This is a genomic window from Frondihabitans sp. 762G35 (assembly GCF_002074055.1).
Lineage (GTDB): Bacteria > Actinomycetota > Actinomycetes > Actinomycetales > Microbacteriaceae > Frondihabitans.
Window position 1 is genome coordinate 470,864 of record NZ_CP014619.1, and the last position, 26,830, is coordinate 497,693.

General features: G+C 67.0%; 17 protein-coding genes, 2 tRNA genes and 3 rRNA genes. 11 read left to right on the forward strand and 11 right to left on the reverse strand.

Going from position 1 to position 26,830, the window contains the following annotated elements; genetic code table 11:
- The first annotated feature begins 166 nt into the window (after positions 1 to 166).
- The 7 genes from AS850_RS02345 to AS850_RS02375 all read left to right on the forward strand — a co-directional run bounded on the left by AS850_RS02345 (position 167) and on the right by AS850_RS02375 (position 12,368).
- Positions 167 to 3,652: a proline dehydrogenase family protein gene (locus AS850_RS02345; protein WP_119867672.1), complete on the forward strand. Its 3,486-nt coding sequence runs from the start codon at positions 167 to 169 to the stop codon at positions 3,650 to 3,652.
- A 58-nt stretch (positions 3,653 to 3,710) separates the two neighbouring features.
- The gene (locus AS850_RS02350) at positions 3,711 to 4,481 is read left to right on the forward strand and encodes a fumarylacetoacetate hydrolase family protein (protein ID WP_119867673.1); all 771 of its coding nucleotides are present in this window, start codon (positions 3,711 to 3,713) and stop codon (positions 4,479 to 4,481) included.
- A 580-nt stretch (positions 4,482 to 5,061) separates the two neighbouring features.
- Positions 5,062 to 6,587: ribosomal RNA gene (locus tag AS850_RS02355) — 16S ribosomal RNA — on the forward strand.
- A 510-nt stretch (positions 6,588 to 7,097) separates the two neighbouring features.
- Positions 7,098 to 10,226: ribosomal RNA gene (locus tag AS850_RS02360) — 23S ribosomal RNA — on the forward strand.
- Between the two features lie 213 nt (positions 10,227 to 10,439).
- Positions 10,440 to 10,556, forward strand: a 5S ribosomal RNA gene (gene rrf / locus AS850_RS02365).
- The 16S, 23S and 5S rRNA genes sit together here, the layout of an rRNA operon.
- Before the next feature lie 155 nt (positions 10,557 to 10,711).
- Complete coding sequence (gene gltX / locus AS850_RS02370) at positions 10,712 to 12,202, forward strand: glutamate--tRNA ligase (protein WP_119867674.1); 1,491 nt, start codon at positions 10,712 to 10,714, stop codon at positions 12,200 to 12,202.
- A 94-nt stretch (positions 12,203 to 12,296) separates the two neighbouring features.
- Positions 12,297 to 12,368 (forward strand) — tRNA-Gln (locus tag AS850_RS02375).
- Positions 12,369 to 12,704: 336 nt separating this feature from the next.
- Here AS850_RS02375 and AS850_RS02380 read toward each other — a convergent pair.
- The 9 genes from AS850_RS02380 to AS850_RS02425 form a co-directional block, all read right to left on the reverse strand.
- On the reverse strand, positions 12,705 to 13,655 hold the full coding sequence (locus AS850_RS02380; RefSeq protein ID WP_119867675.1) for a carbohydrate ABC transporter permease: 951 nt from the start codon (positions 13,653 to 13,655) through the stop codon (positions 12,705 to 12,707).
- Positions 13,652 to 14,641: a carbohydrate ABC transporter permease gene (locus AS850_RS02385; protein ID WP_236940799.1), complete on the reverse strand. Its 990-nt coding sequence runs from the start codon at positions 14,639 to 14,641 to the stop codon at positions 13,652 to 13,654. Before AS850_RS02385 ends, AS850_RS02380 begins: the two co-directional genes overlap by 4 nt.
- A 182-nt stretch (positions 14,642 to 14,823) precedes the next feature.
- On the reverse strand, positions 14,824 to 16,143 hold the full coding sequence (locus AS850_RS02390; RefSeq protein WP_119867677.1) for an ABC transporter substrate-binding protein: 1,320 nt from the start codon (positions 16,141 to 16,143) through the stop codon (positions 14,824 to 14,826).
- Between the two features lie 44 nt (positions 16,144 to 16,187).
- The gene (locus AS850_RS02395; RefSeq protein WP_119867678.1) at positions 16,188 to 17,270 is read right to left on the reverse strand and encodes a LacI family DNA-binding transcriptional regulator; all 1,083 of its coding nucleotides are present in this window, start codon (positions 17,268 to 17,270) and stop codon (positions 16,188 to 16,190) included.
- 153 nt (positions 17,271 to 17,423) lie between these two features.
- A complete protein-coding gene (locus tag AS850_RS02400) occupies positions 17,424 to 18,413 on the reverse strand; it encodes an NAD-dependent epimerase/dehydratase family protein (protein ID WP_119867679.1) in 990 nt (329 codons plus the stop codon).
- A gap of 8 nt (positions 18,414 to 18,421) precedes the next feature.
- The gene (locus AS850_RS02405; RefSeq protein ID WP_119867680.1) at positions 18,422 to 21,124 is read right to left on the reverse strand and encodes an alpha/beta fold hydrolase; all 2,703 of its coding nucleotides are present in this window, start codon (positions 21,122 to 21,124) and stop codon (positions 18,422 to 18,424) included.
- Complete coding sequence (locus AS850_RS02410) at positions 21,121 to 22,143, reverse strand: 3-oxoacyl-ACP synthase III (RefSeq protein WP_119867681.1); 1,023 nt, start codon at positions 22,141 to 22,143, stop codon at positions 21,121 to 21,123. The genes AS850_RS02405 and AS850_RS02410 overlap by 4 nt, the downstream gene beginning before the upstream one ends.
- A 111-nt stretch (positions 22,144 to 22,254) precedes the next feature.
- Positions 22,255 to 22,920, reverse strand: coding sequence for a M15 family metallopeptidase (locus tag AS850_RS02415; protein WP_164088360.1), 666 nt, complete (start codon positions 22,918 to 22,920; stop codon positions 22,255 to 22,257).
- Positions 22,921 to 23,239: 319 nt separating this feature from the next.
- Positions 23,240 to 23,312: transfer RNA gene (locus tag AS850_RS02425), tRNA-Thr, on the reverse strand.
- Positions 23,313 to 23,411: 99 nt separating this feature from the next.
- On the opposite strand from AS850_RS02425, the gene AS850_RS02430 reads away from it, so the two are divergent.
- Positions 23,412 to 23,597, forward strand: coding sequence for a hypothetical protein (locus AS850_RS02430; protein WP_119867684.1), 186 nt, complete (start codon positions 23,412 to 23,414; stop codon positions 23,595 to 23,597).
- 70 nt (positions 23,598 to 23,667) lie between these two features.
- On the opposite strand, the gene AS850_RS02435 is transcribed toward AS850_RS02430, so the two are convergent.
- On the reverse strand, positions 23,668 to 24,225 hold the full coding sequence (locus AS850_RS02435; RefSeq protein ID WP_236940800.1) for a nitroreductase family protein: 558 nt from the start codon (positions 24,223 to 24,225) through the stop codon (positions 23,668 to 23,670).
- Positions 24,222 to 24,626, reverse strand: coding sequence for a peptide-methionine (R)-S-oxide reductase MsrB (gene msrB / locus AS850_RS02440; protein ID WP_119867685.1), 405 nt, complete (start codon positions 24,624 to 24,626; stop codon positions 24,222 to 24,224). The genes AS850_RS02435 and msrB overlap by 4 nt, the downstream gene beginning before the upstream one ends.
- A 128-nt stretch (positions 24,627 to 24,754) precedes the next feature.
- On the opposite strand from msrB, the gene AS850_RS02445 reads away from it, so the two are divergent.
- The 3 genes from AS850_RS02445 (at position 24,755) to AS850_RS02455 (ending at position 26,748) form a co-directional block, all read left to right on the forward strand.
- Complete coding sequence (locus AS850_RS02445) at positions 24,755 to 25,723, forward strand: DUF2332 domain-containing protein (protein ID WP_119867686.1); 969 nt, start codon at positions 24,755 to 24,757, stop codon at positions 25,721 to 25,723.
- Positions 25,724 to 25,827: 104 nt separating this feature from the next.
- Positions 25,828 to 26,100 (forward strand): DUF3263 domain-containing protein, encoded by a 273-nt coding sequence (locus tag AS850_RS02450; protein WP_236940801.1) that lies wholly within the window; start codon positions 25,828 to 25,830, stop codon positions 26,098 to 26,100.
- 21 nt (positions 26,101 to 26,121) lie between these two features.
- Positions 26,122 to 26,748: a LytR C-terminal domain-containing protein gene (locus AS850_RS02455; RefSeq protein ID WP_119867688.1), complete on the forward strand. Its 627-nt coding sequence runs from the start codon at positions 26,122 to 26,124 to the stop codon at positions 26,746 to 26,748.
- Positions 26,749 to 26,830 lie beyond the last annotated feature (82 nt).

The following is a 26,830-nucleotide window of genomic DNA, read 5'->3' on the forward strand; positions in this document are numbered from 1 at the left end:
ACTGCCCTTCCGCGGGGTTCGGGCGTCCTTGGCCCCGAAAGTAGCAGCTTCTCGGCTCGCGGTCGACCGTCGATCGATCCGGGTCGTCCTGCCGTCCGCGGGCGAGGCGCCCGGGTCGCGAATCCAATCCTTGCCACGCGGCAAGTTCTCGACGTACTGTGAGCGCATGGCGAACATCGAGGTGGCCCCCGAGGCCGCGAGCACCGCAGCCGACACCCGCACGGGAGCGCCGGAGGTCTTCCCGCCCGGGCTCGCAGACGAGGCGGTCGCCCTGGCCCGGCGCTGGGCGCACGAGGCCACGAAGGCGCCGAGCACGAGGTCCGCGGAGCTCCTGGCGCACGTCCTCGAGGACGAGTCCGGGCTGGCCTTCACCATCGGGTTCGTCGACCGTGTGGTCCGCCCGGAAGACCTGTCGGTCGCGGCCCGCAACCTGGCCGGCCTCGCCGCCTCCGTCCCGTCGTTCCTGCCCCTCCCGATGCGCGCGGCCGTCCGCCTCGGCGGCGCTCTCGCTCCCACGTTCCCCGGCATCGTCGTCCCGCTCGCCCGGCGCGTCCTCCGCGGGATGGTGTCGCACCTCATCGTCGACTCCCGGCCCGACCGCCTCGGCCGCGCTCTCGAGACCCTCAAGAAGGACGGCACCCGGCTGAACCTCAACCTCCTCGGCGAGGCCGTCCTCGGCGACGCGGAGGCCGACCACCGCCTGCGCGGCACGAGGGAGCTCCTCGAGCGCGACGACGTCGACTACGTCTCCATCAAGGTCTCCTCGATCGTGAGCCAGCTGTCGATGTGGGCCTTCGACGAGACGGTCGAGCGCGTTGCCGAGAAGCTGATCCCGCTGTACGAGATCGCGGCGCGCTCGCCGAAGCCGAAGTTCATCAACCTCGACATGGAGGAGTACCGCGACCTCGACCTCACGATCGCCGTCTTCACCCGCGTGCTCGACGAGGAGCAGCTCTCGTCGCTCGAGGCCGGCATCGTGCTCCAGACCTATCTCCCCGACGCCCTCGGCGCCCTGCAGCGTCTGAACGCCTGGGCCACGAGGCGGATCGAAGCGGGCGGCTCGCCCGTCAAGGTCCGGGTCGTCAAGGGCGCCAACCTCGCCATGGAGCACGTCGACGCGGCCCTCCACGACTGGCCTCTCGCCACCTACGACACCAAGCTCGACAGCGACACCAACTACAAGCGCGTCCTCGAGTGGGCCATGACCCCCGAGCGGACCGCCGCGATCCGCCTCGGCGTCGCGGGCCACAACCTCTTCGACATCGCGTTCGCCCACCTGCTGTCGGTGCGACGCGGCGTGGCGGACCGGGTCGAGTTCGAGATGCTGTTGGGGATGGCCGAGGGGCAGGCCGACCTCGTCAAGGCGGAGGTCGGCGGGCTCCTGCTCTACACGCCCGTCGTCCACCCGCGCGAGTTCGACGTCGCGATCAGCTACCTCATCCGCCGGCTCGAGGAGAACGCCTCCAGCGAGAACTTCATGTCGGCCGTCTTCGAGCTCGCGCGGAACGAGGCGCTGTTCGAGAGGGAGAGAGGCCGCTTCCTCGACTCCCTCGCGCGCGTCACCACCGGTGCTCCCGCTCCCCACCGCACGCAGTCGCGCCTCGACGAGACGCCGGCCGTCCGCGAGGGTGCCTTCGAGAACACCCCGGACACCGACCCGGCGCTCGGAGCCAACCGCGAGTGGGGGCGCAGGATCCTCGGCCGAGTCCCGACCTCCGACCTCGGTGTCGCGACGATCCGCGCCGCTCGGATCGACGACGCGCAGGCGCTCGACGACGTCGTGCGGCGAGCCGTCCTGGCCGCTCCCGCCTGGGCGGCGCTCGGTGGCACGGGCCGCGCCACGATCCTGCGCCGCGCCGCCGCCTCCCTCGCCCGCCGCCGCGCCGACCTCATCGAGGTCGCCGCGTCCGAGACGGGCAAGACGATCGCCGAGGGCGACGTCGAGGTGAGCGAGGCGATCGACTTCGCCACCTACTACGCCGAACTCGCCGAGGAACTCGACCGGGTCGACGGGGCGCGATTCGTCCCCTCCACGCTCACGGTCGTGACGCCGCCATGGAACTTCCCGGTCGCCATCCCCACGGGCTCGACCGTCGCCGCGCTCGCCGCCGGGTCGAGCGTCGTCGTGAAGCCCGCCGGCCAGGCGAAACGCTCGGGAGCCGTCCTGGTCGAGGCGCTCTGGGACGCCGGCGTCCCGCGCGAGGTCCTCCACCTCGTCGACGTCGACGAGGGCGATCTGGGGCGTCGCCTCGTCTCGCACCCCGAGGTCGACCGGGTCATCCTCACCGGCGCGTTCGAGACCGCCGAGCTGTTCCGCTCCTGGCGGCCCGACCTGCCCCTGCTCGCCGAGACGAGCGGCAAGAACGCCATCATCGTCACGCCGAGCGCCGATCTCGACCTGGCGGCAGGCGACGTCATCCGCTCCGCCTTCGGTCACGCCGGGCAGAAGTGCTCCGCGGCCAGCCTCGTGATCCTCGTCGGATCCGTGGCCACGTCCGACCGCTTCCGCCGGCAGCTCGTCGACGCCGCCTCCAGCATGCGCGTCGGCCTCCCGTCCGACCCGACGACTCAGATGGGGCCGCTCGTCGAGCCGGCGTCGGGCAAGCTCCTCGGCGCTCTGACGACCCTCGAGGCGGGGGAGTCCTGGCTGGTCGAGCCCCGGAGGCTCGACGACAGCGGCCGGCTCTGGTCGCCGGGCATCCGCGCCGGGGTCGCCCCGGGCAGCGCCTTCCACCGCACCGAGTACTTCGGCCCCGTCCTCGGCGTCATGACGGCCGCGACGCTCGACGAGGCGATCGCCCTCCAGAACGCCACCGACTTCGGCCTCACCGCCGGGATCCACACCCTCGACCGCCGTGAGCTCGCGACCTGGCTCGACCGTATCGAGGCGGGGAACCTCTACGTCAACCGCGGCATCACCGGCGCCATCGTCCGCCGGCAGCCCTTCGGCGGGTGGAAGCGCTCCGCAGTGGGGGCGGGGGGCAAGGCGGGTGGGCCCAACTACCTGGTGCACCTCGGGTCGTGGCGGGGGGAGCCCCTCTCCGGGCATCCTGCCGCTGCGCCCCTTCCCGCGGTGACGGCACTCCTCGAGGCCTCCCGTGATCTCGTGACGGACCTCGACGCGCTGCGCGCAGCGGTGTCGGGCGACCAGGAGTCGTGGGTCGCCACCTTCGGAGCGGCTCCGGACGTCTCGGGCCTCGGCCTCGAGCGCAACGTCTTCCGGTACCGCCCGCTCCCCGTCACGGTGCGCCTCGCCGAGGGCGGATCGACGTCCGACCTCGTCCGCGTGCTCGCCGCGGGTCTCCGATCGGGGGCGCCATTTTCGGTGTCGTCCGCCGTCCCCCTGCCGGAGCGGGTCGTCTCCGTGCTGCGCTCCGCGGGAGCCGACGTGCGCGTGGCCGATGACGCCCGCTTCCACGCCGACGGCGTCACGACGCCCCGGGTGCGACTCGTCGGTCCCGAGTCGGCGGCCGTCGCGCTCGCGGTGGCCCTGCACGGTGATCCCGCCGTCGCGGTGTTCGCCGGCGCCGTCACTCCGGCCTCTCGACTGGAGCTGCTGCCCTTCCTCCGCGAGCAGGCCGTCACGGTGACGGCTCACCGCTTCGGCAACCCGGACGCCGCGTTCCTCGACGTCCCGGGCCTCGACTCCTAGACCTGTGGCGCGCAGGATGCCCGGAGCACGGCCCCACCCGGGCCGATAGTCTCGACCCGTGAAGATCGCGCGTTTCTCGAGTCCTGGTGAAGATCCCCGTTTCGGCGTCGTCGACGGCGAAGACCTCGTCGTCCTCGCGGGCGATCCGATGTACAGCGGGTACCAGACCACGGGGGAGCGCGTGCCGCTCCGCACGAGTCGAGTCCTCGCGCCGGTGATCCCGCGATCCAAGGTCGTCGGCGTCGGGCTGAATTACTACAGCGAGTCCGACGGCGCGGGCACGGACACCCCGGAGTTCCCCGTCCTCTTCGTCAAGCCGAACACCACCGTGGTCGGCCTGGGCGATCCCATCGTCCTGCCTCCTGTGGAGGGGTCCATCCTCATGGGCGCCTCCCTGGCCATCGTCATCGGGGGGATCGCGAAGCGCGTCTCCGCGGAGAACTACGGCGACGTCGTCTTCGGCTACACGATCGCGAACGACGTCACGGCCCAGGGCGTGCAGGAGGCGGACGGCCAGTGGACCCGCGCCAAGAGCTACGACACGTTCTGCCCGCTCGGTCCCTACATCGAGACCGAGTTGGACTGGAGCGACCTCCGCGTGCAGACGCGGGTGGAGGGCGAGCTCATCCAGAGCGAGACCACCGAGCAGATGATCCGCAAGATCCCGGAGCTCATCGAGTTCGTGAGCGATGTCTTCACGCTCCTTCCCGGCGACGTGATCCTGACGGGTACGCCCTCGGGCGCCGTTCCGTTCACCGCAGGCCAGACCGTGGAGGTCGGGATCGAGGGGCTCGGGTCCCTGATCAACCCCACGCGGTCGCGGGACTGACGCCGCGACACGCCCGGGATGCAGCCGAGATTTGGCAGACCCCCGATCGACACGTATTGTTTTCTCTTGTCACCCCAAAGGTTCGAAACGGGCCGCTGAGATCACATCTCGCGGTCAACGGCCTCAAGCGGGGACATCCTTCCACCAGATCGGCTCTTGCAGCCACTGTCTAGTGTGGTTAGGATTGCAACTCCCACCTTCCAGATCCTGATCGTCTCGATCACATCCGGATGCGGCAAGCTCGAAAGACATGCCGAAGTCGCGTCGCCTGGTCTCCAGGAGTGTTGCGGCCCGAAAAGGTGGTTTAGGTTCTGATTTGCTTTCGTGCTGTCTGGTCTTTGTGGCTGGGTGGGCGGGGTGCGTTTGGTCCTTGAGAACTCAACAGCGTGCACATTGTCAAATGCCAAAGTTTTACCTCGGCATCTGCTTGTCCTTTCATCGCGTTCGTGGTGGGGGGTTGGTGGGTGTTGGGTTTCTTTGAGATTGAAATGGACAACAATCGTCAGATTGTTTTTGTTCTTTTGGTCAGCATCAAACTTGCTGCGATCGGCCTTTTTCCGGTTGGTTGTGGTGTTTTTCTTTTACGGAGAGTTTGATCCTGGCTCAGGACGAACGCTGGCGGCGTGCTTAACACATGCAAGTCGAACGATGATCCCCAGCTTGCTGGGGGGATTAGTGGCGAACGGGTGAGTAACACGTGAGTAACCTGCCCTTGACTCTGGGATAAGCGTTGGAAACGACGTCTAATACCGGATATGACTCCTGGCCGCATGGTCTGGGGGTGGAAAGATTTTTTGGTCAAGGATGGACTCGCGGCCTATCAGGTAGTTGGTGAGGTAATGGCTCACCAAGCCGACGACGGGTAGCCGGCCTGAGAGGGTGACCGGCCACACTGGGACTGAGACACGGCCCAGACTCCTACGGGAGGCAGCAGTGGGGAATATTGCACAATGGGCGAAAGCCTGATGCAGCAACGCCGCGTGAGGGACGACGGCCTTCGGGTTGTAAACCTCTTTTAGTAGGGAAGAAGGGAGCTTGCTCTTGACGGTACCTGCAGAAAAAGCACCGGCTAACTACGTGCCAGCAGCCGCGGTAATACGTAGGGTGCAAGCGTTGTCCGGAATTATTGGGCGTAAAGAGCTCGTAGGCGGTTTGTCGCGTCTGCTGTGAAATCTGGGGGCTCAACCCCCAGCCTGCAGTGGGTACGGGCAGACTAGAGTGCGGTAGGGGAGATTGGAATTCCTGGTGTAGCGGTGGAATGCGCAGATATCAGGAGGAACACCGATGGCGAAGGCAAATCTCTGGGCCGTAACTGACGCTGAGGAGCGAAAGCATGGGGAGCGAACAGGATTAGATACCCTGGTAGTCCATGCCGTAAACGTTGGGAACTAGATGTAGGGGCCATTCCACGGTTTCTGTGTCGCAGCTAACGCATTAAGTTCCCCGCCTGGGGAGTACGGCCGCAAGGCTAAAACTCAAAGGAATTGACGGGGGCCCGCACAAGCGGCGGAGCATGCGGATTAATTCGATGCAACGCGAAGAACCTTACCAAGGCTTGACATATACCGGAAACGTCCAGAGATGGTCGCCCCGCAAGGTCGGTATACAGGTGGTGCATGGTTGTCGTCAGCTCGTGTCGTGAGATGTTGGGTTAAGTCCCGCAACGAGCGCAACCCTCGTTCTATGTTGCCAGCACGTTATGGTGGGAACTCATAGGAGACTGCCGGGGTCAACTCGGAGGAAGGTGGGGATGACGTCAAATCATCATGCCCCTTATGTCTTGGGCTTCACGCATGCTACAATGGCCGATACAAAGGGCTGCAATACCGTAAGGTGGAGCGAATCCCAAAAAGTCGGTCTCAGTTCGGATTGAGGTCTGCAACTCGACCTCATGAAGTCGGAGTCGCTAGTAATCGCAGATCAGCAACGCTGCGGTGAATACGTTCCCGGGCCTTGTACACACCGCCCGTCAAGTCATGAAAGTCGGTAACACCCGAAGCCAGTGGCCCAACCTTTTGGAGGGAGCTGTCGAAGGTGGGATCGGTGATTAGGACTAAGTCGTAACAAGGTAGCCGTACCGGAAGGTGCGGCTGGATCACCTCCTTTCTAAGGAGCATGTACCTGCCCTGCTGTTTACACAGGGATCAACGGGTCAAGTCACACCGAACCGAATGTGTTCGGGTGGCGCTCATGGGTGGAACATTGACAGTGGCCTTCTTCCGAAGGTTCTTTCTTCTAGTACGACTCCTTTCGGGGGGTTTGGAACGGCGGAGGGGCTGGGTGGGGTGGGCGTGCACGTTGTTGGGTCCTGAGGGACCAAACACCGGGGGCTCTTTGAGTCGTCGGGGTTGAATCCTCAAGCGGACCAGGTCTGAGAAGCTTTGTGCTTCGAGGAGTTGGTGTCGCCCGTTTTTTGAGAACTACACAGTGGACGCGAGCATCTTGAACGCGTGTGAACGATCAGGGTCGCCTTTCGGGGTGGCTCAGGTTGTTGGCAGGTGTTCGAGTGCAATTTCTTCCCCAGCCGGCTTGCCGGTTGGGGTAACGAGATAACACTGATTTACCGCGTCAAGTGGCGCCGCCTTCGGGTGGAGCCTTCTTGTCGTGGTTCTTTGTGGTCAAGTTTTTAAGAGCAAACGGTGGATGCCTTGGCATCTGGAGCCGAAGAAGGACGTAGAAATCTGCGATAAGCCTCGGGGAGCTGATAATCGAGCTGTGATCCGAGGGTCTCCGAATGGGGAAACCCCGCCAGGCGGTCTGACTGACCTGGTGACTCCCGCCTGAATATATAGGGCGGGTAGAGGGAACGTGGGGAAGTGAAACATCTCAGTACCCACAGGAAGAGAAAACAACAGTGATTCCGTGAGTAGTGGCGAGCGAAATCGGAAGAGGCTAAACCGGTCATGTGTGATAGACGGCGGTCGTTGCATGGTCGGGGTTGTGGGACGTGTTGTTCAGTTCTGCCGGACTGGAACAGTTACAGCGCATTATAGGCGAACAGGATTGAAAGCCTGGTCATAGAGGGTGCCAACCCCGTAGCCGAAATGGTGTTGCTGGCTGAATGCGTATCCCAAGTAGCACGGGGCCCGAGAAATCCCGTGTGAATCTGTCAGGACCACCTGATAAGCCTAAATACTCCCAGATGACCGATAGCGGACAAGTACCGTGAGGGAAAGGTGAAAAGTACCCCGGGAGGGGAGTGAAATAGTACCTGAAACCGTTTGCTTACAAACCGTTGGAGCCTCCTTAGTAGGGGTGACAGCGTGCCTTTTGAAGAATGAGCCTGCGAGTTAGCGATATGTGGCGAGGTTAACCCGTGAGGGGTAGCCGTAGCGAAAGCGAGTCTGAATAGGGCGATTCAGTCGCATGTCCTAGACCCGAAGCGAAGTGATCTATCCATGGCCAGGTTGAAGCGACGGTAAGACGTCGTGGAGGACCGAACCCACTTCAGTTGAAAATGGAGGGGATGAGCTGTGGATAGGGGTGAAAGGCCAATCAAACTTCGTGATAGCTGGTTCTCTCCGAAATGCATTTAGGTGCAGCGTTGCGTGTTTCTTGCCGGAGGTAGAGCTACTGGATGGCCGATGGGGCCCAAAAGCTTACTGACGTCAGCCAAACTCCGAATGCCGGTAAGTGAGAGCGCAGCAGTGAGACGGTGGGGGATAAGCTTCATCGTCGAGAGGGAAACAACCCAGACTACCAACTAAGGTCCCTAAGCGTGTGCTAAGTGGGAAAGGATGTGGAGTTGCAGAGACAACCAGGAGGTTGGCTTAGAAGCAGCCACCCTTGAAAGAGTGCGTAATAGCTCACTGGTCAAGTGATTCCGCGCCGACAATGTAACGGGGCTCAAGCACACCACCGAAGTTGTAGATTTCATATTATAGACAAGCCTTCGTGGTTCAGTCGTATGGAGTGGTAGGAGAGCGTCGTGTGGCGAGTGAAGCGGCGGTGGAAACCAGCCGTGGACGCCACACGAGTGAGAATGCAGGCATGAGTAGCGAAAGACGGGTGAGAAACCCGTCCTCCGAAAGACCAAGGGTTCCAGGGCCAGGTTAATCCGCCCTGGGTAAGTCGGGACCTAAGGCGAGGCCGACAGGCGTAGTCGATGGACAACGGGTTGATATTCCCGTACCGGCGAAAAACCGCTCAAGCTAATCCAGTGGTGCTAAGAGTCCTAACCCGGCTGAGTGGATCCCTTCGGGGTGAAGCCGGCCGGTCTAACGCTCGACCCCATGCTGGTGCGGTTAGCGTATTAACAGGTGTGACGCAGGAAGGTAGCTGAGCCAGGCGATGGTATCCGTAAGGTGATCCTGGTGTAAGGATGTAGGGCTGACGATAGGCAAATCCGTCGTCAATGCGCCTGAGATCCGATGCGTACCCCGATTGGGGGAATTCAGTGATCCTATGCTGCCGAGAAAAGCATCGACGCGAGGTTTTAGCCGCCCGTACCCCAAACCGACTCAGGTGGTCAGGTAGAGAATACCAAGGAGATCGAGAGAATCGTGGTTAAGGAACTCGGCAAAATGCCCCCGTAACTTCGGGAGAAGGGGGGCCGGAACCGTGAACGGATTTACTCCGGGAGCGGGGAAGGCCGCAGAGACCAGTGGGAAGCGACTGTTTACTAAAAACACAGGTCCGTGCCAAGTCGCAAGACGATGTATACGGACTGACGCCTGCCCGGTGCTGGAAGGTTAAGAGGAAGGGTTAGCGCAAGCGAAGCTCAGAATTTAAGCCCCAGTAAACGGCGGTGGTAACTATAACCATCCTAAGGTAGCGAAATTCCTTGTCGGGTAAGTTCCGACCTGCACGAATGGCGTAACGACTTCCCAGCTGTCTCAACCGCGAACTCGGCGAAATTGCACTACGAGTAAAGATGCTCGTTACGCGCAGCAGGACGGAAAGACCCCGTGACCTTTACTACAGCTTGGTATTGGTGTTCGGTGTGGCTTGTGTAGGATAGGTGGGAGACGGTGAAGCTCGGACGCTAGTTCGGGTGGAGTCATTGTTGAAATACCACTCTGGTCACTCTGGATATCTAACTTCGAACCGTGATCCGGTTCAGGGACAGTGCCTGGTGGGTAGTTTAACTGGGGCGGTTGCCTCCCAAAAAGTAACGGAGGCGCCCAAAGGTTCCCTCAACCTGGTTGGCAATCAGGTGTCGAGTGTAAGTGCACAAGGGAGCTTGACTGTGAGACTGACAAGTCGAGCAGGGACGAAAGTCGGGACTAGTGATCCGGCAGTGGCTTGTGGAAGCGCTGTCGCTCAACGGATAAAAGGTACCTCGGGGATAACAGGCTGATCTTGCCCAAGAGTCCATATCGACGGCATGGTTTGGCACCTCGATGTCGGCTCGTCGCATCCTGGGGCTGGAGTAGGTCCCAAGGGTTGGGCTGTTCGCCCATTAAAGCGGTACGCGAGCTGGGTTTAGAACGTCGTGAGACAGTTCGGTCCCTATCCGCTGCGCGCGTAGGAAATTTGAGAAGATCTATTCCTAGTACGAGAGGACCGGGATGGACGAACCTCTGGTGTGTCAGTTGTTCTGCCAAGGGCACCGCTGATTAGCTACGTTCGGAACGGATAACCGCTGAAAGCATCTAAGCGGGAAGCCGGCTTCGAGATGAGATTTCCATCCCCTTCGGGGGGAGAGGCTCCCAGCTAGACTACTGGGTTGATAGGCCGGATGTGGAAGTGGGGACTAAAGACCCATGGAGCTGACCGGTACTAATAAGCCGATAACTTGACAACACCCACCACCACGTACAGGTAACTGTGTGTGGCAGGGGCGGTGATGCTCGCGTCCACTATGTGGTTCCCGAAACACGGTCGATACGACCCTGTTCCGTGAAACCAGTACCCCGCTTGGCGGGGTGCGAAGCTAACTCAATAGCACGAAGCATTGACTTCGGAACACGACTTCACACCACACCCACACCACGTGGGGTGGTGTGGCATGAATGTTTCGGCGGCCATAGCGAGAGGGAAACGCCCGGTCACATTCCGAACCCGGAAGCTAAGACTCTCAGCGCCGATGGTACTGCAAGGGGGACCTTGTGGGAGAGTAGGACACCGCCGGACTTAACGTTGCACCACCAGAAGAGCCATCCCACACACCGGGATGGCTCTTCTGCGTTAACCGGCGGGCACGACGCTGAGCAGCAGCGCAAGACGTCCAGGCCGGTGCTCCCGGCAGGCACGGGCTCGTGCGGTCGGCGACGGTAGGATTGGCCACGATGTCTGCTTCCTTCACCACCGCCTCCGGTTCCGATGTCCGCGTGCGCTTCTGCCCCTCTCCGACGGGCACGCCGCACGTCGGACTGATCCGCACGGCCTTGTTCAACTGGGCCTACGCGCGTCACACCGGCGGCAAGCTGATCTTCCGCATCGAGGACACCGATGCCGCTCGCGACAGCGAGGAGAGCTACCTGCAGCTGATCGAGGCTCTCCGGTGGCTCAGGATCGACTGGGACGAGGGTGTCGAGGTCGGCGGCCCGCACGCGCCCTACCGGCAGTCGCAGCGCCACGACATCTACACGGAGGTCATCGCGCAGCTCACCGAGCGTGGGCTCCTCTACGAGAGCTTCGCCACCGCCGAGGAGATCGAGGCGCGCAACCGCGACAACGGTCGTGACCCCAAGCAGGGATACGACAACTTCGAGCGCGACCTGACGACGGAGCAGCGGGAGGCTTACCGCGCCGAGGGCCGGAAGCCGGCCCTGCGGCTCCGGGTCCCCGATCGCGACCTGAGCTTCGACGACCTCGTCCGCGGCGAGATCACGTTCCCCGCCGGATCCTTCACCGACTTCGTCGTCGTGCGTCCGAACGGCATTCCGCTCTACACGTTCGTCAACCCCGTGGACGACGCTCTGATGGGCATCACGCACGTCTTGCGCGGGGAGGACCTCCTCTCGTCGACACCTCGTCAGATCGCGCTCTACGAGGCGCTCGTCGAGGTCGGCGTCGCGTCGTTCATCCCCAGGTTCGGCCACCTCCCCTACGTCATGGGCGAGGGGAACAAGAAGCTCTCGAAGCGCGACCCGGAGGCGGATCTCTTCCTCCACCGCACGCACGGCTTCATCCCGGAGGGGCTCGTCAACTATCTGGCGCTCCTCGGCTGGTCGCTCTCGCACGACCGCGACGTCTTCTCGCTCGAGGAGATGGTCGCCGCGTTCGACGTCGAGGACGTCAACCCGAACCCTGCCCGCTTCGATCACAAGAAGGCGGAGTCGATCAACGGCGACCACATCCGGCTTCTGGAGGCGGGCGACTTCGCCACGAGGCTCCTGCCGTACCTCGAGGGCTTCGTGCAGGAGCCGCCGACGGCCGAGCAGCAGCGGATCCTCGACGCGGCAGCACCTCTCGTGCAGGAACGCATGCAGGTGCTGGGGGAGGCCCCCGGACTCCTCGGGTTCCTCTTCACGGAGGATGACGAGCTCGACTACGCCGACGACGCCCTGAAGACGCTCGGCGAGGGATCGGGCGACGTGCTGCGTGCTGCCACGGAAGCGCTCGCCGGTCTCGACGACTGGACGACGCCGGCCCTCGAAGCCGCCCTCAGGGCATCGCTCGTGGACGGCCTCGGGTTGAAGCCGCGCAATGCCTTCGGGCCCCTGCGCGTCGCCGTGTCAGGGCGCCGGATCAGTCCGCCGTTGTTCGAGTCGATGGAGATCCTCGGGCGCGAGTCCACTCTCTCGCGCCTCGAGCGTCTGTCGGCGCGACTCTGACCGGGGCGGCTTGAGAGGCCGCCGGCATGCTGTAGAGTAGTGACTCGGTTCGGGTAACGAGCCGCCTGGTCAGCCTCTTTCGAGGGCTGTGCCTTGGGGTATGGTGTAATTGGCAACACGACTGATTCTGGTTCAGTTGTTCTTGGTTCGAGTCCAGGTACCCCAGCAAATGGTTTTTCCGTGCTCCTCTCTTCGAGAGGGGCTTTTCCATTTTCTGGATGCTTTTTCCACGACGCTGAAGGGCGGTGCGCGTCCGCGCACCGCGGCTGGGGGAGCGAGCGCGCTGAGCGCGCCGCTGGAGGCGGGGGGACGTCGGAACCGTCCACATCCGGGTGGGTGCCGTTCGCGACTCCACGACATGCCACTCACTTTTGGCGGGCGTCGTAAAACGTGGAGTCTCGGTAGCGGATCGGGCGGGAGCCTTGCGGGCGGGGCGGTGCGGGCGTACGACGGAACGGCCGCCCCCGAGGGGGCGGCCGTTCGGCGGGGAGCGTGCGCGAGGCTACTTGACGGAGCCGGCGGTGAGGCCGCGGACGAAGAATCGCTGCAGCGACAGGAAGACGATGAACGGCACGATCATGACGATGAACGAGCCGGCCGCCACGAGGTTCCACCCCTGGTTGTACTGGCCGAGCAGACCGAGCAGGCCCTGCTGGAGCACGGGGTTCGCGTTTCCGATGAAGATGTAGGCGACCAGGTAGTCGTTCCACACCCAGAGGAACTGGAAGATCGCGAACGACGCCAGTGCCGGCACCGACATGGGCACCACGAGCCGCCAGAAGATCTGGAAGTGCGAGGCGCCGTCGACGCGGGCGGCTTCGATGAGGGCGTTGGGGAGCGTCGACATGTAGTTGCGCAGGATGAAGATGCACAGCGGCAGCGCGAAGGCGGAGTGGACGATCCAGGCCGCCGGGAACGTCCCGGTGATCTGGATGCCCGTCGCCTGCGTGATCGCCTTGTAGGTCTGCAGGATGGGGATGAGCGCGATCTGCACCGGCACGACGAGCAGACCGACGATGAGGGCGAAGTAGATCTCCTTGCCGCGGAACTCCAGGAACGTGAACGCGTACGCGGCGAACGCCGCGAACATGATCGGCAGGACGGTGGCCGGCACGGCGACCGCGACGCTGTTGAGGAACTCGCCGGCGAGGCTCTGGCCCGTTCCGCTGCTCGCGCCCGACAGGGCGTTGGAGTAGTTGTCGAGGGTCCACGCCGTTCCGAAGAACTTCGCGAACACCGTCCACCAGCCGGTCGACTGCGCGTCGGTGGTGGTGCGGAAGCTCGTGATGAAGAGGCCGATCACCGGGATGAGCCACAGGACAGCGACCACGCCGAGGATGATCGTCAGCGCGGGGCGCCGCTTCGGGGCGCCCGTCTTGGTGATCGCCTCCGGCTTGACCCTGGCCTTCGTCGAGGTCTTCGTCGTCGCGATGGTGGGGACGATTTCGGTCATCGGAGTGCCTCCTGCTGACGGTAGGTGCGGACTTGGTAGATGACGACGGGGATCACGGCGATGATCAGGATGACCACGACCGCGGACGCCTTGCCGGGGTTGTTGAACGAGAAGAACTGGTTGTAGAACTCCATGCCCAGCACGTTCGTGTTGAACGCACCGCTCGTCATCGCGAATACGATGTCGAAGATCTTCATGACCGTGATGAGCACCGTGATGAAGACCGCGATGATCGTTCCGCGGATCTGCGGGGCGATGATCTGGAAGAACGCCTGGCGCTCGCTCGCGCCGTCGATCCTGGCGGCCTCGATGGTCTCCTCCGGCACGGCTTTGATGGCTGCGGAGAGGAGGACCATGGCGTAGCCGGCGTTGAGCCAGATGACGACGGCCATGATGAGGAAGCTGTTCGCGTGCGCCGTGCTGTTCTGCAGCCAGGCGATCGGGTCGGCGTGCGTGATGCCGGTCCAGATGCCGTTCAGCAGGCCCACCTGGGGCTGGCCGGGAGCCACGTAGTAGTAGACGAACGACCAGATGGTCGCTGCGGCGATGAAGCTGATGGCCATCGGCAGGAAGATGATCGACTTGAACGTCTTCTCGCGCTTCGGGCCGAGGCGGTCGGCGAGGGTCGCGACGGCGAGGCCGATGATCACGGTCACGGCCGGCACCACGATGATCCAGAGCAGGTTGTTGAGGAGCGTCTGCAGGAACGACGGCGTCGTGAAGAGCGACACGTAGTTCGACAGGCCGCCGAACGACTGCAGGCCGTACTGGTCGGTCTTGAGGAGGCTCTGGTACACGGTGAGCAGCGTCGGTCCGATGAGGAACACCAGGATCAGCAGGAGCACCGGCCCGATGAACACGTAGGGCAGGAGCCGCCTGTTCCACGCGGTGTTCGTCTTGGCGACGATGAAGTTCAGGCCCAGATAGATGAGGAAGGACACGGCCAAGCCGCCGATGACGGACGAGAGAACGGAGATGATCTGCACGGGTAACCACCTGACCACGTTGTGAGGGGATGTCGGGGAAATACTAGGGCGGGGGAGGTCCCCACCGGTAGGGGTGATGCTGCGTGTGCCGGTGGCCGTGCATCCTGCGGGAGGACGGCCACCGGCACACGGTGGAGCGGGTGGAGCTGGTGGAACGGGTGGAGCGGGTGGAGCGGGTGGTGTCAGTTACTCGGCCACGAGGCGTCGATGGCCTTCAGAGCGTCGTCGAGACTCTCCTGGCCGGCCGTCCACTGCGTGAGGTTCGTCCACTCCGTGCCGGCGCCGACGGCACCGGGCATCTGGTCGGAGGCGTCGAATCCGAAGACCTTGCCGTCGGCGACGGTCTTCTGGGCGATCGCCTGGAACGGGCTGGCGTACGACGACGTCGGGAAGGAGCTGTGGGCCGAGAGGTACGACGACCACTCCTTCGAGTAGCCGTTGGTGCCGTAGTCCTTGCCCACGAGGTAGGCCATGACCTTCTTGACGTCGGCGTTGTTCTTGAAGGCGCCCACGAGGTCGCCGCCGCCGAGGGTTCCGGAGGTGGTGGCGTCGGACGGCGTCGGGAGCGGGAACGCGTTGACGTTCGTCGTGTCGCCCTTCGCGATCTCGGCCTGGATGTCCTTCGGGAAGAAGCCGGTGATGAACGTGCCCTGGCGCATCATGAAGCACTGTCCGGCCGACTTGCCGCTGACGAACAGGTTGTTGCCCGCCGCGCCGAAGTCGGTCGAGGCCATCGCCTTGCCGCCGCCGTTGACGGAACCGTCGGCGAAGATCAGCGATTCGACCTTGGTCGCGGCCTGCTTGACGAGCGGGGAGTCGAACTTGACCTTGTGCGTGATCCAGTCGTTGTACTGGTTGAGCCCGCCGTAGCGCAGCACGTACTCCTCGAGCCAGTCGGTCATCGGCCAGCCGTTGGAACCCGAGGAGGCGATACCGACGCACCACGGGTAGCCCTTGCCGGAGGCGATGATCTTGCTCTGGAGCGCGGTCAGCTCGGCGTCGGTCGTCGGAACGGTGTAGCCGGCGGCCTTGAAGGCGGCCGGGTTGTACCAGACGAGCGACTTGACGTTGATCGAGTAGGGCAGACCGTAGGTCTTGCCGTTGACCTTGGCGATGTCGGGGAGGCCCGAGGCCTCGTCGGCGGTGACCGACTTGACGTCGACGAGGTCGTCGAGGGGGACCATCTGCTGGCTGATGAGCGACTTCAGGACGCCGGGCTGCGGGAAGATCGCGATGTCGGGAGCCTGGCCGCCCTTGACCTGCGTGATGATGCCGGTCTGGAAGCTGTTGCTGCCGTTGTACTTGACGGTGATGCCCTTGCCCTTGGCCCAGGCGTTGAGGTCGTTCTGGAAGGCCGTGGCCTGAGCGCCGGTGAAGGCACCCGAGATGTTGACGGTGCCTCCGGACGAGGCGCCGCCGCCTCCGGCGGAGCATCCCGAGAGCACCACCGCGGCGGACGCCGTCAGGGCAACCGCCAGGGCGAGTCGTTTGCGAAGCATCATTACTTCGAACCTTTCGTCGTTGAAAGAGCAGAACCCAAAACGATTTAGCTCACCGTGACGGTAGCACCCGCTGAGGGATTCTCGCCACCACCCGAGGCGTCACGGATCGGTAACGATCCCAGCTGCCGGATCGACTCCCGCTCGATGAGTCGGCCGGGCAGGCGGAGCACCTGATCCCGGCGCGGCTTGGCGAGGGGGAGCCGCGAGGCCAGCTCGACGGCGCGGCGGCCCATCTCGGCGTGCGGCAGCGCCACGGTCGAGAGTCCGGGGCGGAGGGCGTCGGCGATCAGCCGGAGGTCGTCGACCCCGACCACGGACAGGTCGCGGGGGATCGACAGGTCGCGATCCGGCCCCACGGCCTGGTACACGCCCATGGCCATCTGGTCATTGAACGCGAAGATGCCGGTGAGGTCGCCGTCGGTCTCGAGCGCGCGGCCGATCGCCGTGTAGCCGGCGCCGGCGGTGGCGGGCCCGGGGACGCGGACGACCACGGGCGGGCATCCTGCCTCGTCCATCGCCTCGAGGTAGCCGCGTTCGCGGCCGTCGACGGCCGGGACGTCCTCGTCGACGGTGAGGTGCACGATCCTGCGATGCCCGGCCTCCAGGAGCCGCCGCGTCGCGAGCAGGCCGATGCCGAGCTCGTCGGGCACGACGGCGGGGCTCGTGATCGCGGGATCGTAGGCGTCGACGAGCACGGTCCTCGCCGGATCGAGCTTCGGCGGGACGCGGATGACCCGGTGCGACGACGAGGCGTAGATCATCGCGTCGACCTGCTGGGCGACGAGGGCGTCGATCTGGGGGTCGTCGATCGTGCCGCGCTTTACGTTGACGATCATGAGCATCAGACCGAGCTCGGCCGCCGCCTCCTGCGCCCCCACGAGGATCTGGCCGGCGTAGGGGGTCGTGGCGATCTCCTCGCTCACGAACCCGAGGAGGTTCGAGCGCTGCGATCGGAGGGCCCTGGCGATGCGGTTCGGGGCGTAGCCGAGACTGTCCGCGGCGGCCTTGACGCGCCGCTTGGTCTCGTCGCTGACCTGGCCGCGACCGCTGAGCGCGTGCGAGACCGTGGTGACGGAGACCCCGGCGGCGGCGGCCACCTCGCGGATCCCGGCGTTCTCCCGCGCCATCGCGTCTCCTCGCCTCGATCGTGGCAGTGCCGATCGTCCCGGTGAGGAGTGTCGCGTCGCTGCGTGCCTCGATGATGGCACAGACCGGAATCGTTTTGGTACTCCCGCCGACCTTCGGGCTGCGGTCGATGCCCCTGCCCCGGCGCTGCGGCGCTAGGACCGCAGGATGCCCGAACGCGCGCCGTACCAGGCCGCCAGCCGCGCGAACCCCTCCTCGAGCGACACCGCCGGGACCCAGTCGAGATCGCGGCGCGTCCGGCGCTGGTCGAACCAGTGCGCCGTCGACAGCTGCTCGGCGAGGAAGCGCGTCATCGGCGGCTCGTCGACGCCCGGCCGGAGGCGCCAGACGGCTTCCACGACCGAGCCGAGAGTCGTGGCCAGACCGGCGGGGACGCTCCGGACCGGTTCGCGGACCCCCGCGGCGCGGCAGATCCCGGCGAGGAGCTCGGCCACCGGACGGGGCTCGCCGTTCGTCAGGACGTATGCGTTGCCGTGGACGGCCTCGGCCCGCTCGAGCGCCTGCGCGATCCCCGTCGCGGCGTTGTCCACGAAGAGCGAGTCGATCAGGGCGGTGCCGTGCGCGAGCAGGGGCAGCCGGCCGGACCTCGACCGGTCGACGATCCGCTCCACGAGCTGCGTGTCGCCCGGGCCCCAGACGAGGTGCGGCCGGACGGCGACCACGGCGAAACCGTCGCGGTCGGCGCCGAGGGCCAGGAGCTCCGCGCTCGCCTTCGTGCGGGCGTAGTCGCCCCGCGCCGCCGCCGGGTCGGCGGGCAGCGCGTCGTCGCCGACGATCGACGTGCCCGCGTGCGCGACGGAGGGCGAGGAGACGTTCACGAAGCGCTCGACGCCGGCGCGGCGGGCCTCCTCGAGCAGGAGGGCGGTGCCCTGCACGTTGACGCGGTCGAACTCCGCGGGGTCGCCGGCGAGGGAGACGCGCGCGGCGAGGTGCACGACGGCGTGGACGCCCGCGGTGGCGGTGCGGACGTCGTCGCGGTCGGTGAGGGAGCCCCGGGCATCCTGCGCGCCCTCGACGCCGGAGGCGCGACGCTGGAAGGTGCGCACCTCGTGGCCCCGGGCGATCAGTTCGGCGGCGACGGCACCGCCGAGGAGGCCGCTCGCCCCCGTCACCAGGACGCGCACGCCGCGCCTCAGCGGGGAGCGACCAGGGCGCCGCCCGCGAGGACGTCGGCCGCCCACGAGGAGAGCGCACTCCGGTCGATCTTGGAGTTGTGGCGGACGTCGGTCGGGAGCTGGGCGACGACGAGCACCGCGGCGATCGGCACGCCGGCGATCCGGCGCACCTCGGCGGCGAGATCCGCGTCGGCCAGGGCCGGCCGATCGGTCGGCGTGGTCGTCTCGGCGACGACGACGATCTGCTGCGTCCCGGCGGGGCCGACGCCGACGACGGCGGCGCGCGCCACCTCGGCGAGGAGCTCGACGCGCTGCTCGGGGCCGACGGGCGTGACGACTCCGTCGGCGGTGGTGATGACGTGCGGGAGGCGGCCCTCGACGAAGACTCTCCCGGCGGCGTCGAGGTGGCCGACGTCGCCCGTCCGGTGCCAGCGCTCGCCGGCGAGAGCTCCCCGGCGGGCGGCGCGGTCGGTCGACCACAGCCGGTCGTAGTGGTCGAAGAGGTGGGGCGCCGAGACGCAGATCTCGCCGGTCCGACCCGCGTCGGTCGTCTCCGCGAGATCGAGGGCAGGATGCCCGGAGTCGTCGAGCGCCGCGATCCGCACCCGCACGCCCGCGACCGGGGTCCCCACGCAGACGCCGCCCACGGAGGAGGCGTCTCCCGCCTCGCGGATCGCGTCGAGCGTCACGTCGGTGAGCAGGAGCCCCTCCGTCATGCCGTAGGGCGTGTGAGCCGTCGCCCCGGGCAGCAGCGCGGAAGCCCGCTCGAGGAGCCCCTCGGAGACGGGGGCGCCGGCCGAGAGGAACGTCGTGACGGTGCCCAGGGCCGCCCGCTCGTCGGCGTCGAGGTCGTCGGCGGTCGCGACGACGTTGGCGAGGGCGGCGGGCGAGAGGAACAGGACCGTCGCGTCGACCTCGCGAGCGGCCTCGGCCACGGCGCGGGCCGTCAACGTCTTCGGCGAGGTGACGTCCATGTCGGGTGTGACCGATCGGGCGCCGATGGCGGGGCCGAGCAGGGCGAAGGGAGCGAATCCCGCGACGAGCCCGGTGCCGGGGCCGACGCCGTAGGTCTCGGTGAGGACCCCGCAGATCGCCGCCAGCTGCGCGTGCGTGTAGGAGACGCCCTTGGCAGGACCGGTGGAGCCCGAGGTGAAGAGGATCGCGGCCTCGTCGTCGGCCCCGGGCTCGACGGGGAGGCCCTGCAGACGGGCGGCGCCGAGGGAGGCGAGCTCGGGAAGCGAGTGGTCGACCCCGAGGGCCTTCGCGGCGGCGGCCGGCAGGACCTCCGTCGAGATCCGCTTGCCGGGCCAGCCGAGCGCCCGGGCCGCGGTGAGCCCGGGGAGGGCGCCGATCAGATGATGGGGCCAGGCGCCTCGGACGGCGCGGGTCAGGCCCTTCACCCCGAGGCCCGAGTCGGCCACGACGACGACCGCGCCGATCCGGAGGCAGGCGTAGAGGACCGCGGTGAGGTCCGCTCCCGGGGGGACGAGCAGCGAGACGCGGTCGCCCTTCGTCACGCCGCTCGCCGCGAGCCCCGCGGACAGGCGGGAGACGCGGCGCGAGAGAGCGCGCCAGGAGACGACGGTGGGCGACGCGCCCGCCATCTGCACGAGGGCGGTGTCGTCGCTGTCGCGGCGCTCGTCGAGCCACGCCCACAGGGGACGGTGGGGCGGCGGAGCGGACGGGGAGGGATCGGCGGGGGCATCCTGCGGGCCGACGGGACGGGGCCGGGCGGAGTCGGCGGCGACCGCGGGCTCCGTCGCGAACCGGTCGTCGAGCCAGGTCAGGGCGGCGGACGCGAAGTCCACGTCTTCGGCGACGAGGTGACCCGCCCCTTCGTAGCGGTGCACGTCCGGGCGGACGAGCCGTGCGAGGAGGTCGTCGAGGTAGCGGTCGCTGAAGATCGGGTCGCGCGGCCCCCAGAGCAGGAGCGACGGCACGTCGAGGGTCCGGATCGACTCGGCCACGCGCCTCCGCTCGGCCTCGCTCGGGTGCGTCTCGTCGACGGGGATGTCGGCCACGAAGGCGCCGATGCCGCCGCGGCGGTCGGCCCCGCGGTAGGGGGCGCGGTACGCCTCCTTGACCTCGGTCGGGAGAGCAGGATGCGCGAGCGCGAGGGTGGTCTCGAGGAACGCGGTCGTCGTGACCGTCGCGCGGCCGAGCACGCCCTTGCCCAGCGCGAGGCGCAGCGGCGCGGGGATCTTCGACGTCTCGGGCTGGTGGACGGCCGTGTTGAGGAGCATGACCGCGTCGACCTGGTCGGCGTGGTCGACCGCCCAGCCGAGCGAGATGACACCGCCCCAGTCGTGGCCGAAGGTGACGACGCGGCCGTCGAGGCCGAGGGCGTCGGTGAGGTCGGCGAGGTCGCCCACCCGGAGCGTCAGATCGCGCTCGACACCGGTGCGCTCGGAGAAGCCCATGTCGAGCTGGTCGACGGCGACGACGCGCCAGGCCGTGCCTCCGGCGAGGGCCTGCTCCGTGGCCGCGCGGACGAGGGAGCGCCAGAGGAACGACCAGGTCGGGTTGCCGTGCACGCAGAGGATCGTGCCGCGGGGCTCGATCCCGGCGGCGTCGAGCGTCGGGCCGGAGTCGAGGACGTGCCAGGTGCGTCCCGCCGCGGGGACGAGCCGGGAGAACGACGGGTCGAGACCGGGCAGACCGTGGGGCGGGAGCGAGGCCGGAGCCGTCCGCTGAGCCGCGCGGGGAAGCCGGGAGGTCACCAAGCCAGCTCGGTCATCGCGGTGTTGATGCCGGATCCGACGCCCATGAGGAGCACGCGGTCGCCCTTCGAGAGCGACTCCTTCTCGCTCGCCAGGGTGATCGGGATCGACGCCGAGCCGACGTTGCCGAGGGTGGGGTAGGTGAGGGGGACGAGGTTGCGGTCGATCCCGGCGGACTTCACGAAGTCGGCGGTGTGGATGTCGGAGACCTGGTGCATCACGTAGCGATCCATGTCGGCCCAGTTCCACTCCGCCTTCGCGTCGCTCCAGGCCTGCACGACGAGCTCCATGCCGTGCTTGAGCAGGCCCTTGGCGTCGGTGAACATGCCGTTGACGGTGCCGACGCAGAGGTCGTTGTACTGGCTGGCCGAGCGGGTGATGCCGCCGACGATGCGGTGACCCTCGGGGTGGAGATCGGCGCGGCCCAGCACCGCGGCCGCGGCACCGGAGCCGAGGGTGAGGCTGGCGAACTCGCTCATGAAGTCTTTTCGGGCGATGTCGCCGTTGAGGAGACGGTCGACCGTGTTGGTCTGGACGTCGTCGAAGTCCTCGCCGTCGATGATGATCGCGTAGTCGACCTGGCCGGCGTCGATCAGCGACGCGGCGAGGTTCATGCCGTTCACGAAGCCGAGGCACGCGTTGGCGATGTCGAAGTTCAGGGCGGCCGACCCGAGGCCGAGGCCGTCGTGGAGGTGGACGGCCACGCTCGGCTCGAGGTTGCGCCGCGTGATCGACGTGTTGATGAGGAGGCCGATCTGGTCGGCGCGGACGCCGGCCTCGTCGAGGGCGCGCTTGCCCGCCTCGATCGCCGCCTTCTCGAACGTCTGGTTCTCGCTCCAGTTGCGACGCTCGAAGACTCCGGCGACCCGCTGGAGAAGGCCCTTGGGGAGTTTGAGACGGCGGAGGACCGGCTGCAGGATCCTGTCGAGATCGTCGGAGGTCGTCACGCGGTCGGCCAGCGTGCTCGTGACCGAGAGAAGAGCCACGTTCCTGTGCCTCGTCGTTGCATTTCCGTCCAACGGAACTCCCTATCGAGTTGTACGTGTCCCTGACTGACTCCCCGAGTTTACGACCGGTTCAACTGGATAAGTGCCTGATAGCCTCTCGGGTCCTATACCCCTGGAGGCATATTATTTCTTCTTCGCGGGTGCCGTGTACTCGAAGTGCCAGGGTTCGCCCCACGCATTCCCGACGGGGTACCAGCCGTAGGCGGGGCCGTTCGCGTCGGCCCACTTCTTCTGCGGGCTGCCCGCCACGTTGACTCCGGAGAAGATGTCGTCCGCGAGAGCCCACCCGTGGACGGACGTCCCCGGGACGGCTGCGACCGCGACCTTGGGCTTCTTGGTCCAGTACCGGCCGCTCCAGAAGATGCCGGGGCGCGTGCGGCTGGGGGTGTAGCGATCGACGAAGATCTTCTGCTGCGTCGCGAAGTCGCGGTACCCCTCCGAGAGGGCGAGCGTCTTGCCGAACTTCGCGCTGTAGGCCTTCGACATCGAGGCGAACGCGGCGGCGGCGTCCGGGCGGAGGTACCCGCTCGACGCCTTCTTGAGCGAGCTGACCGGGATCTTTCCGTTGGCGTAGCCGCCCCAGGCGATCGAGCGGGGTGCGGCCTTGGCCTCGGCGCTCGGGCTCGCAGGATGCGCGGGGCCCGCGGCGTCGGCCGGCGCCACGGCCGCGGAGGCGACGAGCGCCACGGCGAGGAGGGCGGTGGCCGCGGCTCCGGCGCCGCCGCGTCGCCTCGCGGGGCGCCGCGACGGCCGGGGGGAAGTGGGTGGAGTCTGTGCGGTGGGGAGCATTCCTCGACCCTCGCATCCGAGGACGGACTCGTCTTCCCCCCAGTGCGGGTCGCCCCACTCCGGGGTACACGTCGGCGTGTCGCCTTGCCACGCCCCCGTGGCGCCTCTTTTTCATCGAGATCGCGCTCTGCGTCGTGTGTCGCGTTCGGGCCCGACGTCAACTGCGATCTCGAGGATCCTCAGTCCGTGGCGGTCGCCCGAAGGGCCGACTGCTTTGCCGTGTGATCTGTACCCCGGGGCCGACTGCGGGACTTGAACCCGGCGGAGCGCAGCTCCGCCAAAAAGGGGGCTTCAAGCCCCGCATTCGGGCCTCCATGAGGGCCGACTGCGGGACTTGAACCCGCAACCTGCTGTTTACAAGACAGCTGCGCTACCAATTGCGCCAAGTCGGCAAGATGCTCTTCAGTGTAGGGGACCGGCCCCGGGGAGCGACGAGGCTCTCGGAGGGCGTACCCTTGAGCTAGCGTTTCCCTTTGCAGAGGAGTCTGAAGTTGTCCAACATCGTCATCGCCGTGATCTCGATCGCGCTGTTCATCTTCGGCATGCTCTGCTTCGGTTTCGCATTCCAGGTGCCGGAGGCGTGGGCGTACCTGACGTTCCTCGGCGGCATCATCGCCTGCACGGTCTCCCTCTTCGTCCCGATGACGTTCATCGGTCGCAGCGACCGCAGCTGGTAGTCCGCAGCCTGATCGCCCGAGACGCCCCGGCGACACCGGGCGCGTCATTTGATCAGGCAGCGCCGAACGACTAGAGCGTTTTGACGTACTGCGCCGCGTCGAACGTCTTCCGCGGCTCCACCTCGTGATACGGGTCGATCCCGCCGACGTAGAGCCAGCCGAGCAGCTTCTCGCCGCTCTCGAGGCCGTGGGCCGCGTGCACCTCGGCCGATCTCGTCCAGATGCCGGTGCGCCACATGACGCCCCAGCCGGCCTCGTCGAGGAGGAGCGACAGGACGTGCGCGACTCCCGACGCCACCGACTCCTGCTCCCACTCCGGAACCTTGCGGCTCTCGCGCGGCGAGAGGACGACGCCGACGAGCAGGGGCGCTCGCAGCGGCTTCTGCGCCAGGAGCTCCGCCGCCTCGCCGGTGGCTCCGCCGGCCGCGGCGATGGCCCGGCCGACGACCGAGCGCGACTCGCCCCGGATCTCGATGAGCCGCCACGGTCGGAGACCGGAGTGGTCGGCCACGGTCGCGGCCGCCTCGACGAGCGAGAGCAGCTCGTCGCTCGACGGCGCCTCCGCGGTCACCCTGGCCCGCGACCGGCGCCGCAGCACCGCGTCGCGGGCCGGGTAGGCGAGCGTCACTCGCCCTCGGCCTTGAAGTTCAGCGAGATGCTGTTCATGCAGTAGCGGTCACCCGTCGGCGTGCCGAAGCCGTCGTCGAAGACGTGGCCGAGGTGCGATCCGCAGGTCGCGCAGCGGACCTCGGTGCGGACCGTGCCGAGCGAGCGGTCCTCGAGGAGCTGGACCGCCTCGGGGCGGACCGACTCGTAGAACGACGGCCAGCCGCAGCCGGAGTCGAACTTGGTGCCGCTCTTGAAGAGCTCGGCGTTGCATGCGGCGCAGGTGTAGAGGCCGGAGCGGCTCTCGTCGAGCAGCTCGCCGGTCCACGGGCGCTCGGTCGCGGCCTGCCTGAGCACCTGGAACTCCTCCGGGCTCAGCTCTTCGCGCCACTCGGCGTCGGTCTTCTCGATCTTGTAGTCCATCAGGGCTCCTCACTCGTCTGCCGGGTCGGCGGTCACGCCTCCGGCCCACCCCATTCAACACTGGGCTTCCCACGATGATTCCGTGAGCGCGCAGGATGCCCGCTGCATCCTGCCCGTAGGCTCGCCTCGTGACCACGGCCGACCGCTTCGCCGCCTTCGCCCGGTCGGCGGAGGCCGGCGGTTCCCCGCTCTACGCCGATTGGGCCGACGGATTCGCGCTCGACGAGGGCCTCCTCGCGCTCGTCGACCGGGCGCGGGAGTCGCAGCGTCAGCCCGTCCTCGTGTTCGCCGTCTGCCGGATCCTCGGGGCCCCGCTCGCCCCCTTCGTCACGCTGCGCGCGTGGCTGCTCGCTCACGCCGACGTGGTCCTCCCGGAGCTCGACCGGCGGCGCACCCAGACGAACGACGTCCGCCGTGCCGCGCCCGTGGCGGCGGCTCTCGCCCGGATCGACGGACCGGTCGCGCTGCTCGAGGTCGGAGCCGCCGCCGGGTTGGGGCTCCGGCCCGATCTGTTCCGCATCGACGTGCGCGACGGCGACGGCTCCCGGATCCTCGGCGATCCATCGGGAGATGTTCGCCTTCGCCTCGATGTCGGCGGCTCGCTCGGGCTGCCCGGCGATGCGTCCCTGCCCGCGGTCGTCGACCGCCGCGGACTCGACCTCAGCCCCCTCGATCCGGCCTCGGACGACGACGCCCTTTGGCTCGAGACGCTCCTCTGGCCGGGTCAGGACGACCGCGTCGATCTCCTGCGTCGGGCCGTCGCCATCGCGCGGCAGGAGCCGGCCACCGTCACCCGGGGCGACGCCGTCGACGGCCTGGACGCCCTCGTCCGCGCCGCACCCGCGGGAGCCGTCCCCGTGGTGATCACCTCCGGCACGCTGGTCTACCTCCCGGGGGCGCGGCGGCAGGCCTTCGTCGACCGGGTGGGGGCGCTCGGCGTGCGGTGGATCTCGTACGAGAAGACGGGACTGCTGGAGGGGGTCCAGGCGACCCTCCCGGATCCTGCGATCGCCGACGGCTGGTTCGCGACCCTCGCTCTCGACGGGCGCGCGATCGCCGTCGGCGACGCGCACGGGACGCGGCTCCGCGCCCTCTGAGCGGCCACCGACCCCGACCGGGCGGCAAGTCGCGCGACGTGCGCCCGTCCTCCGTCGGCGAGCGGCCTCGCCGCCCTAGGATGTGCGGGACCGAAGGGCGATCGATGCGAGACGAGCAGGCGGGTGGACTCACCGAGCGTGAGCGCCGCATCCTCGATTTCGAGCAGGATGCCCCGGCCCTTCCCGCCCGGAAGGCCGTCGCCATCCGGAGCGAGCTGGGCCTCACGCCGCCTCGATACCAGCAACTCCTCGGTTCCCTCATAGAAAAACCCGATGCACTGGCGTACGCCCCGATGCTCGTCGGACGACTCCTCCGTCTCCGCGAGACCCGGGCGGACGCCCGACGGGCCCGTACCTTCGGGCACTCGACCCGCTGACCCACGGAAGACCGCACACCCATGGCCAAGTTCCCGCCCGATCGTTTCGACGGGGTCCCCGACTCCCTGCAGCGCGTCGGTGCGCACCGGTCCGGGAGGCGCTCGCACCACGGCCTCATCGTCTTCGCCTGGGCCGCTCTCGCCACGGGCCTGCTCGTGGGTGCGGGAGTGCTCGCCCTCAACGTGCTGAACAACGGCACGCAGTTCACCGCTGGCGGCGGCACCACGACCGGCGTCACCTCGCCGAAGCCGTCGGCCTCGGCGTCCACGCCCTCGTCGTCCTCCCCCTCCGCGTCGTCGCCCGCCGCCTCCTCGGCGCCGACGCCCTCGGTCACCCCGCTGACCGACCCGACCCAGATCGACTCGACCGTGACGAAGATCACCGTCCTCAACGGCACGACGACCAGGGGCCTCGCCGCCAACGCCGCGACGACGCTGCGGAACGGCGGCTGGGTCGTCGCCAGCCAGGGCAACACCACCTCGACGGCTCCGTCGTCGGTCGTCTACTACTCGACCACGGCGCCCGCGAACCAGTCGATCGCGCTCGGCATCGCGCAGAAGCTCGGGATCGCCAGCGTCCAGCCGAGCACGGCGTTCCCGAACGCGGCGGTCGCCGTCGTGCTGGGGCCCGACTACACGCTGAAGTAAGAGGCTCAGCCGGCCGGGTGTCGGGCCGCACGTGACGGTCAGGGGCGCGCCAGGTTACGGCCGTGTTAAAACCTGGCCCCGG

Coding starts and splice junctions, on each gene's coding strand:
- AS850_RS02345 (WP_119867672.1), top strand. CDS start 167: ATGGCGAACATCGAGGTGGCCCCCGAGGCCGCGAGCACCGCAGCCGAC.
- gltX (WP_119867674.1), top strand. CDS start 10,712: ATGTCTGCTTCCTTCACCACCGCCTCCGGTTCCGATGTCCGCGTGCGC.
- AS850_RS02380 (WP_119867675.1), bottom strand. CDS start 13,655: ATGACCGAAATCGTCCCCACCATCGCGACGACGAAGACCTCGACGAAG.
- AS850_RS02390 (WP_119867677.1), bottom strand. CDS start 16,143: ATGATGCTTCGCAAACGACTCGCCCTGGCGGTTGCCCTGACGGCGTCC.
- AS850_RS02395 (WP_119867678.1), bottom strand. CDS start 17,270: ATGGCGCGGGAGAACGCCGGGATCCGCGAGGTGGCCGCCGCCGCCGGG.
- AS850_RS02415 (WP_164088360.1), bottom strand. CDS start 22,920: ATGCTCCCCACCGCACAGACTCCACCCACTTCCCCCCGGCCGTCGCGG.
- msrB (WP_119867685.1), bottom strand. CDS start 24,626: ATGGACTACAAGATCGAGAAGACCGACGCCGAGTGGCGCGAAGAGCTG.
- AS850_RS02450 (WP_236940801.1), top strand. CDS start 25,828: ATGCGAGACGAGCAGGCGGGTGGACTCACCGAGCGTGAGCGCCGCATC.
- AS850_RS02455 (WP_119867688.1), top strand. CDS start 26,122: ATGGCCAAGTTCCCGCCCGATCGTTTCGACGGGGTCCCCGACTCCCTG.